Annotated in this window: 13 protein-coding genes and 1 pseudogene; 11 read left to right on the top strand and 3 right to left on the bottom strand. The window is 61.6% G+C overall.

The genetic code is table 11. The annotated features are described in order from the left end of the window. Window position 1: 1 nt before the first annotated feature. The 10 genes and pseudogenes from FJW03_RS09490 (at window position 2) to FJW03_RS09445 (ending at window position 10,086) form a co-directional block, all read left to right on the top strand. Window positions 2-1,495, top strand: a complete 1,494-nt coding sequence (locus tag FJW03_RS09490; RefSeq protein ID WP_140766960.1) for a DegQ family serine endoprotease — start codon at window positions 2-4, stop codon at window positions 1,493-1,495. 58 nt (window positions 1,496-1,553) lie between these two features. Next, the gene (locus FJW03_RS09485; RefSeq protein WP_140611547.1) at window positions 1,554-2,861 is read left to right on the top strand and encodes a replication-associated recombination protein A; all 1,308 of its coding nucleotides are present in this window, start codon (window positions 1,554-1,556) and stop codon (window positions 2,859-2,861) included. 5 nt (window positions 2,862-2,866) lie between these two features. Then, a complete protein-coding gene (locus FJW03_RS09480; RefSeq protein ID WP_226890625.1) occupies window positions 2,867-3,544 on the top strand; it encodes a DUF930 domain-containing protein in 678 nt (225 codons plus the stop codon). A 156-nt stretch (window positions 3,545-3,700) separates the two neighbouring features. Continuing rightward, entirely contained in the window at window positions 3,701-4,531 is an 831-nt protein-coding gene (locus FJW03_RS09475) for an aspartyl/asparaginyl beta-hydroxylase domain-containing protein (RefSeq protein WP_140766961.1), read from the top strand. Between the two features lie 24 nt (window positions 4,532-4,555). Next, window positions 4,556-4,846, top strand: a pseudogene (locus FJW03_RS09470) (DUF779 domain-containing protein); the annotation flags it as partial. Window positions 4,847-4,883: 37 nt separating this feature from the next. Then, complete coding sequence (crcB, locus tag FJW03_RS09465; protein ID WP_140766962.1) at window positions 4,884-5,258, top strand: fluoride efflux transporter CrcB; 375 nt, start codon at window positions 4,884-4,886, stop codon at window positions 5,256-5,258. Window positions 5,259-5,314: 56 nt separating this feature from the next. Further along, entirely contained in the window at window positions 5,315-6,295 is a 981-nt protein-coding gene (locus FJW03_RS09460) for an RluA family pseudouridine synthase (protein ID WP_140766963.1), read from the top strand. A 2-nt stretch (window positions 6,296-6,297) separates the two neighbouring features. Beyond that, window positions 6,298-7,212, top strand: coding sequence for a DMT family transporter (locus tag FJW03_RS09455; protein ID WP_140766964.1), 915 nt, complete (start codon window positions 6,298-6,300; stop codon window positions 7,210-7,212). Between the two features lie 12 nt (window positions 7,213-7,224). Further along, window positions 7,225-8,016 (top strand): ATP12 family chaperone protein, encoded by a 792-nt coding sequence (locus FJW03_RS09450; protein WP_140766965.1) that lies wholly within the window; start codon window positions 7,225-7,227, stop codon window positions 8,014-8,016. Between the two features lie 180 nt (window positions 8,017-8,196). After that, window positions 8,197-10,086 (top strand): MFS transporter, encoded by a 1,890-nt coding sequence (locus FJW03_RS09445; RefSeq protein ID WP_140766966.1) that lies wholly within the window; start codon window positions 8,197-8,199, stop codon window positions 10,084-10,086. 82 nt (window positions 10,087-10,168) lie between these two features. On the opposite strand, the gene FJW03_RS09440 is transcribed toward FJW03_RS09445, so the two are convergent. Then, the gene (locus FJW03_RS09440; RefSeq protein ID WP_140611563.1) at window positions 10,169-10,360 is read right to left on the bottom strand and encodes a DUF2735 domain-containing protein; all 192 of its coding nucleotides are present in this window, start codon (window positions 10,358-10,360) and stop codon (window positions 10,169-10,171) included. A 316-nt stretch (window positions 10,361-10,676) separates the two neighbouring features. Between FJW03_RS09440 and FJW03_RS09435 the strand changes: the two genes are divergently transcribed. Then, window positions 10,677-11,717 carry a glutamine synthetase beta-grasp domain-containing protein gene (locus tag FJW03_RS09435; protein WP_140766967.1) on the top strand — a complete coding sequence of 347 codons (1,041 nt, stop codon included), beginning with the start codon at window positions 10,677-10,679 and terminating at the stop codon, window positions 11,715-11,717. Window positions 11,718-11,838: 121 nt separating this feature from the next. Here FJW03_RS09435 and FJW03_RS09430 read toward each other — a convergent pair whose 3' ends face one another. Beyond that, window positions 11,839-12,693: a P1 family peptidase gene (locus tag FJW03_RS09430; RefSeq protein ID WP_226890688.1), complete on the bottom strand. Its 855-nt coding sequence runs from the start codon at window positions 12,691-12,693 to the stop codon at window positions 11,839-11,841. A 426-nt stretch (window positions 12,694-13,119) separates the two neighbouring features. Continuing rightward, entirely contained in the window at window positions 13,120-14,529 is a 1,410-nt protein-coding gene (gene glnA, locus FJW03_RS09425) for a type I glutamate--ammonia ligase (RefSeq protein WP_140515442.1), read from the bottom strand. Between the last annotated feature and the right edge of the window lie 27 nt (window positions 14,530-14,556).

Raw genomic sequence — 14,556 nt, 5'->3', positions numbered from 1 at the left:
AATGCGCGCCAAAAGACTGCCTCTAGTTCTGCTCTGCGCCTTCATGGTGTTCGCAGCCGCACCGGCAGTCCGGCAGGCTCTGGCTGAAGACGCCGCGAAGCCCGCCGATCCGGGCCTGTCGGACGTGCTGACCGATCTGCTGCACGGCGTTGAAGGGGAGAATGCCACCTCAGGACCGGACAAGCGCGTGCCTTTCGGTCGCGACGAGGTGCAACTTTCGTTCGCGCCGCTGGTCAAGCAGACGGCGCCGGCCGTAGTCAATGTCTATGCCTCGCAGACGGCCAAGGTGACATCGCCCTTCGAAGGCGATCCGTTCTTCGAGGAGTTTTTCGGCCGCGCGCAGCCGCGTGCGCAGTCCTCGCTGGGTTCGGGCGTGCTGGTCGATCCGAGTGGTGTCATCGTCACCAATTTTCATGTCATCAAGGATGCCGACGAGGTCAAGGTGGCGACCGCCGACGGGCGCGAATTCACCAGCAAGGTGATGCTGAAGGACGAGACGCTCGATCTCGCCGTGCTCAAGATCGAAGCCGACAAGCCGTTCCCGGTCATCGCCATCGGCGATTCCGACGCGCTCGAAGTCGGCGATCTGGTGCTGGCCATCGGCAATCCCTTCGGCGTCGGCCAGACCACCACCAGCGGCATCGTTTCCGCGCTTGCCCGCAGCCATATCGGCGTCTCGGATTCGGGCTATTTCATCCAGACCGACGCCGCGATCAATCCCGGCAATTCCGGTGGCGCGCTGATCAACATGGGCGGCCAGTTGGTCGGCATCAACACCGCCATTTACAGCCGCAGCGGCGGCTCGATCGGCATCGGCTTTGCCATCCCGGCCAATATGGTGCGGGCTTTCGCCGATGCCGCGAAGGCAGGGCTCGACTTCTTCGAACGTCCCTATATCGGCGCCGAGTTCGAAGCGGTGACGCCGCAGATCGCCGAATCGCTCGGCATGGAGAAGCCGACCGGGGCATTGGTGTCTTCGGTCGACGCCACGGGCCCGGCGGGCAAGGCGGGGCTGAAGCCGGGCGATGTCGTGCTGCAGGTCAATGGCAAGCCGGTCGAGAGCATCGAGGCGCTCGACTACCGCATGGCGACGCTGTCGATCGGCACCAAGGCGAATTTCGCGATCCTGAACAAGGGCAAGCAGGCGGCAATGGACATCGCCCTGGAGCGCGCGCCGGAGGGGGCGAAAGCCTCGGAGGTGACGCTCCATGGCCGCAGCCCGTTCTCGGGCGCCAAGGTCGCGGAACTGTCGCCGCGGCTGGCCCAGAAGCTTGGCCTGCGCACTGATCTCAAGGGCGTGACGGTGATCGACATCAACCGCGATTCGCCGGCCGCTGATTTCGGCTTCCAGCCGGGCGATATCGTGCGCGAGGTCAACGGCACCACCATCGACACCGCCGCAACTCTGGCGCAGGCTGCCCAGCAGGATACGCGCTGGTGGCGCTTTACCGTCGAGCGCGGCGGGCAGATACTGCGCCAGGTGTTGCGTTACTGAGTTCGGCCCGCGAGGGTCATGCTCCGACCTGAAGATGTGCCCCAACCTGAAGATATAGATGGCCGATCTGTTCAGCGTTGACGAACCGGAAAAGGCGCCGCCCGGACGGCCGCTGGCCGACAGGCTGCGGCCGAGAAACCTTGGCGAGGTCGTCGGCCAGGAGCATCTGACCGGCCCCGATGGCGCACTAACCCGGCTGATCGGCTCCGGTTCGCTCGGCTCGATGATCTTCTGGGGGCCGCCTGGCACCGGCAAGACCACGGTGGCAAGGTTGCTCGCCGGTGAGACCAGCCTTGCCTTCGAGCAGATATCGGCGGTCTTCTCAGGCGTCGCCGATCTCAAGAAAGTGTTCGAGGCGGCCAAGCTGCGCCGCGCCAACGGTCGTCAGACCCTGCTCTTCGTCGACGAGATCCATCGTTTCAACCGCGCCCAGCAGGATTCCTTTCTCCCTGTCATGGAGGATGGGACAGTTGTTCTGGTGGGCGCCACGACCGAAAACCCCTCCTTTGAACTCAACGCGGCCCTGTTATCCCGCGCGCGGGTCATGGTCTTCCATTCGCTCGGCGAGGAGAGCATCGCCAAGCTGATGACGAGGGCGGAGGAAACGGAGGGCAGGGCGCTTCCGCTCGATGACGAGGCGCGGGCGATGCTGATCCGCATGAGTGATGGCGACGGACGCGCATCGCTGACCCTCGCCGAGGAAGTCTGGCGTGCCGCCAAGCCTGGCGAGGTATTTGATCCCGAAGGGTTGCAGCGCATCGTCCAGCGCCGCGCGCCGATCTACGACAAGGGCCAGGACGGCCATTACAATCTGATCTCGGCGCTGCACAAGTCGGTGCGCGGCTCGGATCCGGATGCCGCGCTCTACTATCTCGCCCGCATGTTCGATGCCGGCGAGGATCCGCTCTATCTCGGCCGCCGTCTGGTCCGCATGGCGATGGAGGACATCGGCCTTGCCGATCCGCAGGCGCTGGTCGTCGCCAACGCTGCCAAGGACGCGTATGACTATCTTGGCTCCCCGGAGGGCGAACTCGCCTTTGCCGAGGCCACCGTCTATCTCGCCACCGCACCGAAATCCAACGCCGTCTACACCGCCTTCAAGGCGGCCACGCAGGCAGCCAAGCAGCATGGCTCGCTGCTGCCGCCGAAGCACATCCTCAACGCGCCGACCAAGCTGATGAAAGAGGAAGATTACGGCGCGGGCTATCGCTACGACCATGACGAGCCGGACGCCTTTTCGGGGCAGGACTATTTTCCGGAGAAAATGGGCCGCCAGACCTTCTATGATCCGCCGGAGCGTGGTTTCGAGCGCGATATCCGGAAGCGGCTCGACTACTGGGCGAAGCTGCGCAAGGAACGGGAATAGCCGTCTTGCGTGGCCCGGTGGTCGTCACGCTTCGGGACGAGGCTTCGCCCTGGGGCATTTCAACCTCGGTCGTCCTGCACACACTGTTCGCCGCGACACTGGCATTGTTGCCCTTGCCGAAGCGGCCGAACCGGCTGGAGGAAGAACGTGTGTCCCTCGACATCCTGACGCCTGAACAATTCGAGGCATCGACCAGACCGCCGCCCGCACCATCTGCTCCGGCGATGCCGAAGCCGCGGGCAGCAGCGCCACCACCTCCTTCGAACCCGGCCAAACCTCAACCGCCCAGCGCGCCGACCATGATCCGGCCAACAGAAATGCTGTCGGGCAAGACGCTCGCCGATCCGCGCAGCCGGCAGGCGCGCGCCGATCTTGCGACCTTCGCTTCCGACGAGCGCATGGTGCAATTGTGCGATATCGAGGCCACGGACCAGATTCGCCGATGGCGCGCGGACTTTCAGCCAGACCGTGTGGTGCCCTATGCGACGGCGGAGGAAAAGATCACGGGCACCACGATCGCCGCGAATGGCGCGGCTTTCCGCAGCCGCAAAAACTGGTACAACCTGAAATTCAAATGCCAGCTCGCACAAGACGGTGAAAGCGTCATTGACTTTGAGTTTCTGGTCGGCGATCCCGTGGCCAGGGACAAATGGGACGAGCTCGGCTTGCCGGCGGTGCATTGACCTGATTCCAGCAAGCTCCACAAGGCAGCCACTAGGCCACGATGCCCTGACCGTTGTGTGGTCACCCAAAAAACCTTATCAAGGCGCACGACCGGGCGGTGGTCGTTGCCGTGATTTTGGCATCTCGCAACAGGATCGCGCTTCGCGCGTGGAAAAATGACAAAAACCCTTCGCAAATCCCTTCGCAAATTCGCCATCGCCATTCCGCTTCTCGCCCTTGGCTTCTATTTCATTCCCATCCTGACGACGATCTTCATCGTTTGCGGCCTGATCGACGTCTTGCGCAACGACAGGAAGGATCTGTCGCTGTTCAGCGGCTATTTCCTTGGCAACGGCCTGTTCACCTGGCTGCTCTCGCCGTTCAACCTGCTGGTGGATCTGCTCTGCTACAAAAATCCGGGCGTGTGGAAGCTGGAGCAGTTTCCGGAAGACTATCAGCGCGAGGTCAATGAGGTTCTTGATATTTTCAAGGCGCGCAAGGACGAGATCATCGCCGACATCGACGCCAATTTCGGCGCCGGCCGGCGCGGCATGTATGTCTATCAGTGGTACGGCAAGCACAAGATAGACAACGTCGCCGAGTTCAACAAGGATTTCAAATACATCAAGACCATCGCCGTTTCCGTTTTCAGCAAACGCGAATCGACTTCCTGGCATTTCGGCCCGCTGCGGCTCAGCCTGCGCATCCTCTATAATTTGATCCCGGTGAAGTCGGAGATCTTCGTCGAATGCGGCAACGTCAAGAATTACTGGTACGACAATCCGCTGTTCATTTTCGACGACACGCTGCTGCATCGATCGGTCAATGAATATGACGGCCGCCGCTACTGTGTGTTCATGGACATCATCAGGCCGTCCCCGGTTCCCCGCCTGATAGCCGGCATGCTCGCCGTCGTCTCGGTCAGCGTCGAACGCATCAATTCGATGTTCTACAAGAACTGGAAGATGATTGGCTCGACCAAGCCGAAGAAGGTCGAAACAACCTGAACTGAAAAATCCACTGGCGCAGCCGGACCGGTGCTGTTTCACCAGTCCGGCGGCTGCTGCGACGGCTCATCGCCAATGTGCTATCCCCGCGGTGAGTTCATTGTCGGCGACAACGACGTCATGCTGGGCGAGATCGGCGGAACGCCGGTCTATATCAGCGCCTCGCAATATGAGGTGTGGAAACACACCGACCTCATCATCGACGTAGTAGCGGGCAGGGGTGGCATGTTCTCCCTCGACAACGGGCGCGAAAAACGGTTTCTGACGCGCTCAACCATCTGTGCCATTCCCGGAACGCCTTGCGGGTCTGAAGGGATTGACGCCGCCGCCCTCGCAGGGGCAGTAGACGGCCATGTTCAATCTGCTTCTCGTTGTCATTGGCGGCGGCATCGGCGCCGGCATCCGCCATCTGACCAGTATGGGCGCGCTGCGCCTTGTGGGCCCTAACTATCCCTGGGGCACGATGGCCATCAACATCGTCGGCTCCTTCGCCATGGGCCTGTTCATTGCTATCCTGGCGCGCCGCGGCGGATCGAACGAAGTCAGGCTCTTTGTCGCCACCGGCATCTTCGGCGGCTTCACCACCTTTTCGGCTTTCTCGCTCGATTTCGCGACGCTTTGGGAGCGGGGCGCCACACTGCCCGCGTTTGGATATGCACTGGCCAGCGTCATTGGTGCCATCATCGCCTTGTTTTTGGGTCTTTGGCTCGCAAGAAGCCTGCCTTAATGCTATTGGCGCGCCGAGAGCAGGCCAGGCCCCGCTCGGAAAACAGGTAAGAAAATATGGCAGGCGTTGAACAGATCACGGTGGAAGCCGGCGAGGCGGGCATGCGGCTCGATCGCTGGTTCAAGACCCATTTCCCGGGCCTTGGCTTTGGCCATCTGCAGAAACTGCTGCGCTCCGGCCAGATCCGCGTCGATGGCGGTCGCGTCAAGGCGGACACCCGCGTCGAGCCTGGTCAACTGGTGCGCGTTCCGCCGCTCGAGGTGGATAAGAAAGGCGACAGCCCGCTCACCGGCCACTCGATCCGCAACCAGGACGATGCCGACGTGCTCGCCAAGATGCTGCTGCATGAGGACCCGAAGGTCTTTGTCTTCAACAAGCCGGCGGGTCTGGCGGTGCAGGGCGGTTCGGGCGTCACCCGCAATGTCGACGACATGCTGGAAGCCTGGCGCAACCAGAAGGGCGAGAAGCCACGGCTGGTGCACCGGCTCGACCGCGACACGTCGGGTGTGCTGGTCGTTGCTCGCACGAGACTGGCCGCGATGAAGCTCTCCGAGGCATTCCGCGCCCGTGAGACCAAGAAAACCTATTGGGCGCTGGTCAAGGGCGTGCCGCCCAAGCGCGAGGACAAGATCTCGACCTGGCTGATCAAGGAGGCGACGCCAGACGGCGACCGCGTGCGCATCGCAGCACACGGCGAAAAGGGCGCCGACCACGCCGTCTCCTACTACCGCATCATCGAGCAGGCGGCACAGACGATGACCTGGCTGGAGATGGAGCCCTATACTGGGCGCACGCATCAGTTGCGCGTCCATGCGGCCTATATCGGTTGTCCGATCATCGGTGATCCCAAATATTTCGAGGCCGACACCAATTGGGATTTTCCCGGTGGCATTCAGAACCGCCTGCACCTGCATGCGCGCCGGATTATCATTCCTCATCCGGACAAGGGTGTCATCGACGTCAGCGCCCCGATGCCACCACACATGCGCCAGAGCTGGAACCTGATCGGTTTCGACGAGCAGAGCGCGGAGGACTGATTGTGAGTGGCGCTACCGACGTGCTGGACCGCCGCGACACGGTCGATCTAGCAGCCGCTGCCATCATGGTCGGCCTGACCTTTTCCTGGGGCCTGAACTACGTCGCCGCCAAGATCTCCTATGCCGGCTACGATCCCGTCTTCCTGGCGATCGCGCGCTCGGTCATTGGCGGCTTCTTCGTCTTTCTCTGGTGTCGCTGGCGCGGCATCGCGCTTTTCACCCGGGATGGCACGTTGCTCGCCGGTATCGCTGTCGGCGTGCTTTTCGGCATCGAATTCCTCTGCCTCTACGTGGGGCTGGAGCACACGACCGTTGCCCGCAACACGCTGTTGGTCAACTCAATGCCGTTCTGGATGCTGGTGGGTGGGCATGTCCTGCTTGGCGAGCAGATCACCTGGCGCAAATTCCTCGGCCTGCTATTGGCCTTCGCCGGCCTTGCCACGGTCTTTTCCGATAAGCTCGGCGGCGGCGACATGCTGTTCGGTGATCTCCTGAGCCTCGGCTCCGGGTTCTTCTGGGCCTTGACCAATATCCTCATCAAACGGTCGAAACTGGTTGAAGCGAGCGCCGAGAAGCTGTTGCTCTATCAGCTCGCCGGCGCGGCGATAGTCGGCATTTTGGTATTGCCTCTCGCCGGTCCGCCGGTGCGCGATCCCTCATTGCTGCCGACATTGGCGCTGCTTTTCCAGGCGATCTACATCGTCGCTTTCACCTATGTCCTATGGTTCTGGCTGCTGCGCCGCTATCCGGCCTCCGGCCTGTCCAGCTTCACTTTCCTGTCGCCGGTTTTTGGTGTCTTGTGCGGTGCCTTGATCTTGAACGAGCCGCTGACCATTCGCATTTTTCTGGCACTTGGCTTGATTGTAGCGGGCCTGATCATCGTCAACCGGCCGGCACGCAAGCTGACACCGGTGTAAGAGAGAGATTTCATGCGTGATATCCTCAACGACCTCGAAGCGGGCAAATATCTTTCCGATCCGGATCCGGTGCGTCGCGCCCAGATTCAAATGAAGACACCGCTGCCCAAGCGCTTCTACAAGACCGTTTCGGTTGCGCCGATGGAGGGAGGGTTTGCCGTCCATCTCGACGGCAAGCCGGTGCGTACGCCCGGCAAGGCGCTGTTGGTGCTGCCGACGCAGGCGGCGGCAGCGCTTGTGGCCGACGAGTTCGCCGCGCAGGACGAGACCATCAATCCGGTGACGATGCCGGTGATGCGCCTCGTCAACACCGCTTTGGACGGGGTCGCCAGCGATCCGCAGGCAGTGCTGGAAGACATACTTCGCTTTGCCTCGTCGGATCTGCTCTGCTACCGTGCCGACGCGCCGCAAGGGCTGGTCGAGCGGCAGAACGAGCAGTGGGATCCGGTCATTGACTGGGCCCGTGCGGCGCTCGGCGCCCGCTTCAACCTTGCCGAAGGAATCATCCATGTCGAGCAGCCGCGCGAGACGATCGCCGTTCTGGGCAGTCATCTTGCCCAGCGCGCGCAGCCGCTGCGGCTGGCCGCCATCCACGTCATGACCTCGCTGACCGGTTCGGCGCTGCTGGCGCTCGCCGTCGATTTCGGCGAGCTCGACGGTGAGGCGGCCTGGGCCGCCGGCCATGTCGATGAGGACTGGCAGATCGAGCATTGGGGGCAGGACGCCGAAGCGGTCGCGCGTCGCACGGCCCGCAAACGGGACATGATGGCTGCCGTCAATCTTCTCGAAGCGCTCAAGGTCTGACCGGCCGGTTTATTGCCGCAGCGCACCTAATACCAAAGTCATAATCCCAAAGGCGCTCTGCCTTAGACCCCGGCTTTCTGTCATTTTTTCCGTGATGGCTGTCGTGAGTCCGCGTTCGCAGGAGAACCCGGACGCTGTCACGCGGCATCGAGGACAAGGGTCTCACGGGAGGATAACTCAATGGCAATGGCATCAACCGCCGGCGGAACGAGCCGCGGCATGACGCGGGAGGAGAAGAAAGTCATCTTCGCCTCTTCGCTCGGCACCGTTTTCGAATGGTATGATTTCTACCTCTATGGCTCGTTGGCGGCCTTCATCGGCTCGACCTTTTTCAGCCCGACCATTCCCGAGGCGACCCGCAACATCTTCGCGCTGCTGGCCTTTGCCGCCGGCTTCCTCGTGCGCCCGTTCGGCGCGCTCGTGTTCGGCCGCATCGGCGACCTTGTCGGCCGCAAATACACCTTCCTCGTCACCATGACGATCATGGGTCTGTCGACCTTCCTGGTTGGCCTGCTACCCGGTTATGCGACTTTGGGCATCGCGGCTCCGGTGATCCTGATCGTCCTGCGTATGCTGCAGGGCCTGGCGCTGGGCGGCGAATATGGCGGTGCGGCGACCTATGTCGCCGAGCATGCGCCCGATGATCGCCGTGGCTTTTATACGTCCTGGATCCAGACGACGGCGACGCTCGGCCTGTTCCTGTCGCTGATCGTCATCCTGATCGTGCAGGGATCACTGAGCAAGGAAAGCTATGCCGCCTGGGGCTGGCGCGTTCCCTTCATCGTCTCCTTCGTTCTGCTTGCCGTTTCGATCTGGATTCGGCTGTCTCTCTCCGAATCTCCAACCTTCCAGAAGATGAAGGACGAAGGGAAGGGCTCCAAGGCGCCGCTATCGGAAGCCTTCGGCCAGTGGAAGAACGCCAAGATCGCCCTGCTGGCGCTGCTCGGCCTTACCGCAGGCCAGGCCGTGGTCTGGTATAATGGGCAGTTCTATGCACTGTTCTTCCTGCAGAACGTGCTGAAGGTCGACGCGCAGTCGGTCAACATCATGATCGCCATTGCACTGGCGCTCGGCTCGATCTTCTTCGTCGTCTTCGGGTGGCTGTCCGACAAGATCGGCCGCAAGCCGATCATCATGGCCGGCCTCGCGCTTGCCATCGTCTGCACCTTCCCCCTGTTCAAGGCGCTGACCTGGGCCGCCAATCCGGCGCTCGCCAAGGCGCAGCAAAATACGCGGGCAACGGTGACGGCAGCACCCGGCGACTGCAAGTTCCAGTTCAATCCGGTCGGTACCGCGAAGTTCACGACGTCCTGCGACATCGCGACTTCGTTCCTGACCAAGAACTCGGTTCCCTACGACGTGGTGCCGACGGCCGCGGCCGGAACGGCTGCGTCGGTCAAGATCGGCAACGAGACGGTGACGTCCTACGATGCGGTCGCCGCCGGCGATCAGGCCAAGGCCAAGGACGCTGCCTTCGTCAAGGCCGTCAACATGTCGTTGCAGGATGGCGGCTATCCGCTGAAGCGCGCGGCAATCAAGGTTGTGGATCAGAAACTCGACGCCTTCATCGCGGCCAATCCCGAGTTGAAGCTCGATGCCGCGACCATCCGAGGCGGTGAGAAGGCGACTGTTCCGACTGACAAGGCAGTCACCGACAAGCTGTTGACCAAGGACGAGGCGGCCGGCGCGCCAGAAGTCACCGTCTACAACATTCCGGGCGGCGGTGCCTTCGCCATGGTCGCTGATCCGGCGGCCGTGAACTGGCCAATGACGATCGGCATCCTGTTCATCCTGGTGGTATTCGTGACCATGGTGTACGGACCGATCGCCGCGATCCTGGTCGAGATGTTCCCGACCCGTATCCGCTACACCGGTATGTCGCTGCCCTATCACATCGGCAATGGCTGGTTCGGCGGCCTGCTGCCGGCGACCGTGTTCGCGCTCAGCGCCTACAAGGGCGACATCTACTATGGCCTCTGGTACCCCGTGGTGATCGCGGCGATGTCGCTGGTCATCGGCATGATCTTCGTCAGGGATACGCTCGGCACCGATTTGGACGCCAAGCAATAGCCGACTGGTTGAGCTTAAAAAACAAAGCCCGGCGCGAGCAATCGCGCCGGGCTTTTCATGTCCGAGGCCTGAAGAAAGCGGATCAACTCTTGCGCTGGTTTTCGTCTTCAATCGCCGCTTCGTGGTACCATCCATCAAAATCGACATGCGTGCCCCGCAGGGATGCGAGCTCTGCCGCGAATTTGGCCTTCGCGCCTAAATTTGAAGCAGATTTGCGTGCTGCCAGAGGGAACATCAGAATTTGTGCCGACGGACGGGAGGTAGCGACTTCCACGGGCATTCTCCTTCTTCCGCAGGAGCTTGTCGATTCAGCTTTGCTGCAAGATAGGTTCTGCGTGTCCTTTAGGCAATATGCCTATGAAGAGATCAGTATTTGCCTGTTATTTGTGCATTTCAGGCCTTTGATCGATATTGGTCGACTTGTTGAGGCGGCTCAGAAATTCAACGCGATCTCGCAGCCATTTTGCCGCACTCGCCGACACCCGAGTGGCACACGAATTGCTTTTTAGTGATCCGGCAGGGCCGGCTGCTGAGGGCAGGCGCAAGTCGACGCCGTTCAGTGTTCGGTGATCAAGCAACGAGAGGCTAGAATGACGAAATACAAGCTCGAGTACATTTGGCTCGATGGTTACACCCCGGTCCCCAACCTTCGCGGCAAGACGCAGGTCAAGGAATTCGCCGAATTCCCGACGCTCGAACAGCTGCCGCTGTGGGGCTTCGATGGATCCTCGACCATGCAGGCCGAGGGCCGCAGTTCCGACTGCGTGCTGAAGCCGGTGGCGCTTTACCCGGATCCGGCCCGCACCAATGGCATTTTGGTCATGTGCGAAGTCATGATGCCCGATGGGGTGACGCCACACGAGTCCAACAGCCGTGCGACCATTCTCGACGACGATGGGGCCTGGTTCGGTTTCGAGCAGGAATATTTCTTCTACAAGGACGGCCGTCCGCTCGGCTTCCCCGACAGCGGCTATCCCGCGCCGCAGGGCCCGTACTACACCGGCGTCGGCTACAAGAACGTTGGCGACGTCGCGCGTCAGATCGTCGAGGAGCATCTCGATCTTTGCCTCGCCGCCGGCATCAACCATGAAGGCATCAACGCCGAGGTGGCCAAGGGCCAGTGGGAATTCCAGATTTTCGGCAAGGGTTCCAAGAAGGCTGCCGACCAGATCTGGATGGCTCGCTACCTGCTGCTGCGGCTGACCGAAAAGTACGGTATCGACATCGAGTTCCACTGCAAACCGCTCGGCGATACCGACTGGAACGGCTCGGGCATGCACTGCAACTTCTCGACCAAGTACATGCGCGAAGTCGGCGGCAAGGCCTATTTCGAGGCGCTGATGGCGCAGTTCGACAAGAACCTGGTGGACCACATCGCCGTCTATGGCCCCGACAACGACAAGCGCCTGACCGGCAAGCACGAGACCGCGCCGTGGAACAAGTTCAGCTATGGCGTCGCCGACCGTGGCGCCTCGATCCGCGTGCCGCACTCCTTCATCAAGAATGACTACAAGGGCTATCTGGAAGACCGTCGTCCGAACTCCCAGGGCGACCCCTACCAGATCGCCTCCCAGGTCCTGAAGACAATTTCGGAAGTTGCGACCGACGCGTCGGTTTCGGCCGCTGCCTGAATTGTTTTCGCGACGCGGGCCGTGAACGTGCCCGCCTCGATAAATCGACGATAAAAAGCCTCGGTGGAACGCCGGGGCTTTTTGTCGTGATGCTTGTGGAAAGTGAGTCCGCCAGCTGATCTTAGCCGGTAACAGCCCCGCGCGCCTTGAGTGCCGCCACCACCTTCGCATGCGGCAGGGCAGGGCTGCGGTTGCCGTCGCGGCCAATCATGTCGCTGTTGGCGACGAGCGCGTTGGGCACCGCTTCCTCGGTCGCCTGCACCACGGCCGTGTAAAAATCGTCCATCCGGCCCCAAGGGATGAAATCCATGTGCCCATAGCTCTGCTCGGTGGCCGGTCCCTGCGGGAAGCGGCCGTTGAGCGCGTCGCGGTTAGCGGTCGAGAAGGCTAGGAAAATGTCGCCGGAGAAATGCGAGCCGGCGGTGCCGGTCCGCGCCAGGCCGAGCGGCACGCGTCGGGCCAGCGCCTTGCATTGACCGGGCAAAAGCGGCGTGTCGGTAGCCATGATGCCGATGCAGGAACCGGCGCCCGTCGGGCCGCCGCGAAAATAAGACTCCATCGGGTTGTCATCACCCAGCTGCTCGCCGAGCGGCACGCCGGCGATGGTGAGTTCTTGGCGTGAGCCGAAATTGGCCTGCAAAAAGACGCCGACCGTGTAGGAGCGATGGCCGTAGTCGACGATCCGCGAGGCGGTGCCGGAGCCGCCTTTGAAGGCATAGCAGTTCATGCCGGTGCCTCCGCCGACCGAGGCCTTTACCGGGGTTCTTTTTTCTGCGCCGGCCTGGCGGAGCGAATACACCCAAAAAAAGTCAGGTTGAAAAGGGGCGGCTCGAAACCGTCGTGCCGGCCCACCCCGGCTCACATGAGGGTACCGTGGCTCCGATCGGCAAGCTCGTAAATCGCTCAAAAAGCCCGGAAAACCGCCGGTTATGCGGCGCCTGCCCACTGAAAGGCTCTTATATAAGCTGTGGTTCATACACCGAAATCGGCGGTTATGCCTCCGGTTGGCGGCGTTGACAGATTGCGCCGCGGCATGCGTATTCATGGCCTTGGGGTTGCGCCAAAGTGATGCTGTTCGAACGGGGCGGGGTTTCTTGAACGACGGCATCGGCGGGGGCGCCGGACGAGCGGGCATTGCAGCCTGAGGCAGTGCGCCGCTCGCTCCTGGCGTTTTCATGACGTTCAAAGCCGTTTGCGAACGCAGCTGCATCAGCCTCGTCCCGATCCTGATTTTCATCCTCCGCCGCCAGCTATTGCCTGGGCAAGGGCAATCCATCCCTGAACCGAAAGCAGTCGAGCGCTGGCGCATGGCTGGCCCTTTCGCATTGGCGAAACCAGGGCAGCAAAAAGCCCTTGAAGGAGGACGTCCTTCAAGGGCTTTTTAACGCTATCCCAGGGGATCTTAGACCGAGTAGTACATATCGTACTCGACCGGATGCGGGGTCATTTCGAAGCGCATCACTTCGGCCATCTTCAGCTCGATGTAGCTGTCGATCTGGTCGTCGTCGAAGACGCCGCCGGCCTTCAGGAAGCCGCGGTCCTTGTCGAGGCTCTGCAGGGCTTCACGCAGCGAACCGCAGACGGTCGGGATCTTCTTCAATTCCTTCGGCGGCAGGTCGTAAAGATCCTTGTCCATAGGCTGGCCGGGATGGATCTTGTTCTTGATGCCGTCGAGGCCGGCCATCAGCATGGCGGCGAAAGCGAGGTAAGGGTTCGCGCCCGGATCGGGGAAGCGGACCTCGACGCGCTTCGACTTCGGCGACGAGCCGAACGGGATGCGGCAGGAGGCCGAGCGGTTGCGCGCCGAATAAGCGAGCAGGACGGGCGCTTCATAGCCCGGCACCAGGCGTTTGTAGGAGTTGGTCAGCGGGTTTGTGAAGGCGTTGATCGCCTTGGCGTGCTTGATGATGCCACCGATGTAGAACAGGCAACTTTCCGACAGGCCGGCATACTCATTGCCGGCGAAGGTCGGCTTGCCGCCCTTCCAGATCGACTGGTGGACGTGCATGCCCGAGCCGTTGTCGCCGAAAATCGGCTTCGGCATGAAGGTGGCCGTCTTGCCGTAGGCATTGGCGACCTGGTGCACGACGTATTTGTAGATCAGCATCTTGTCGGCGTTACGAACAAGCGTGTCGAACTTGATGCCGAGTTCGTGCTGCGCGGCGGCCACCTCATGGTGATGCTTTTCGACACGCACGCCCATTTCGGCGAGCACGGTCAACATCTCGGAGCGCATGTCTTGCGCCGAATCGATCGGCGGCACCGGGAAATAGCCGCCCTTGATGCGCGGGCGGTGGCCGAGGTTTCCGGTTTCGTAGTCGGTGTCGTCGTTCGACGGCAGTTCGGTGGAATCGAGCCGGAAACCGGTGTTGTAGGGATCGGCCTTGTACTTGACGTCATCGAACACGAAGAACTCGGCTTCCGGCCCGACATAGATGGTGTCGCCGATGCCTTCCGACTTCATGTAAGCTTCGGCCTTCTTGGCCGTGCCGCGCGGATCGCGGTTGTAGGACTCGCCCGAAACCGGATCGAGGATGTCGCACAGGATGACCATGGTGGACTGCGCGAAGAACGGATCCATGTGGACCGTCTCCGGATCGGGCATCAGCACCATGTCGGACTCGTTGATGGCCTTCCAGCCGGCAATCGAGGAGCCGTCGAACATGACGCCGTCAGCGAACATGTCTTCCTCGACCTCGATGACATCCATCGTCACGTGTTGCAGCTTGCCCTTCGGGTCTGTGAAGCGCAGGTCGACGAATTTCACGTCGTTATCCTTGATCTGCTTCATGATGTCTTTGGCTGTCGTCATGTCATGTATCCCTGTGTGATGACGTTT

The sequence above is a fragment of the Mesorhizobium sp. B4-1-4 genome (assembly GCF_006439395.2).
Lineage (GTDB): Bacteria > Pseudomonadota > Alphaproteobacteria > Rhizobiales > Rhizobiaceae > Mesorhizobium.
This window is presented reverse-complemented; position numbering and strand designations above follow the sequence as displayed.

Excerpts from the sequence above, each read along its gene's own strand:
- FJW03_RS09490 (WP_140766960.1), top strand. The coding sequence starts at position 2 with ATGCGCGCCAAAAGACTGCCTCTAGTTCTGCTCTGCGCCTTCATGGTG.
- FJW03_RS09485 (WP_140611547.1), top strand. The coding sequence starts at position 1,554 with ATGGCCGATCTGTTCAGCGTTGACGAACCGGAAAAGGCGCCGCCCGGA.
- FJW03_RS09475 (WP_140766961.1), top strand. The coding sequence starts at position 3,701 with ATGACAAAAACCCTTCGCAAATCCCTTCGCAAATTCGCCATCGCCATT.
- crcB (WP_140766962.1), top strand. The coding sequence starts at position 4,884 with ATGTTCAATCTGCTTCTCGTTGTCATTGGCGGCGGCATCGGCGCCGGC.
- FJW03_RS09460 (WP_140766963.1), top strand. The coding sequence starts at position 5,315 with ATGGCAGGCGTTGAACAGATCACGGTGGAAGCCGGCGAGGCGGGCATG.
- FJW03_RS09450 (WP_140766965.1), top strand. The coding sequence starts at position 7,225 with ATGCGTGATATCCTCAACGACCTCGAAGCGGGCAAATATCTTTCCGAT.
- FJW03_RS09445 (WP_140766966.1), top strand. The coding sequence starts at position 8,197 with ATGGCAATGGCATCAACCGCCGGCGGAACGAGCCGCGGCATGACGCGG.
- FJW03_RS09435 (WP_140766967.1), top strand. The coding sequence starts at position 10,677 with ATGACGAAATACAAGCTCGAGTACATTTGGCTCGATGGTTACACCCCG.
- FJW03_RS09430 (WP_226890688.1), bottom strand. The coding sequence starts at position 12,693 with ATGAACCACAGCTTATATAAGAGCCTTTCAGTGGGCAGGCGCCGCATA.
- glnA (WP_140515442.1), bottom strand. The coding sequence starts at position 14,529 with ATGACGACAGCCAAAGACATCATGAAGCAGATCAAGGATAACGACGTG.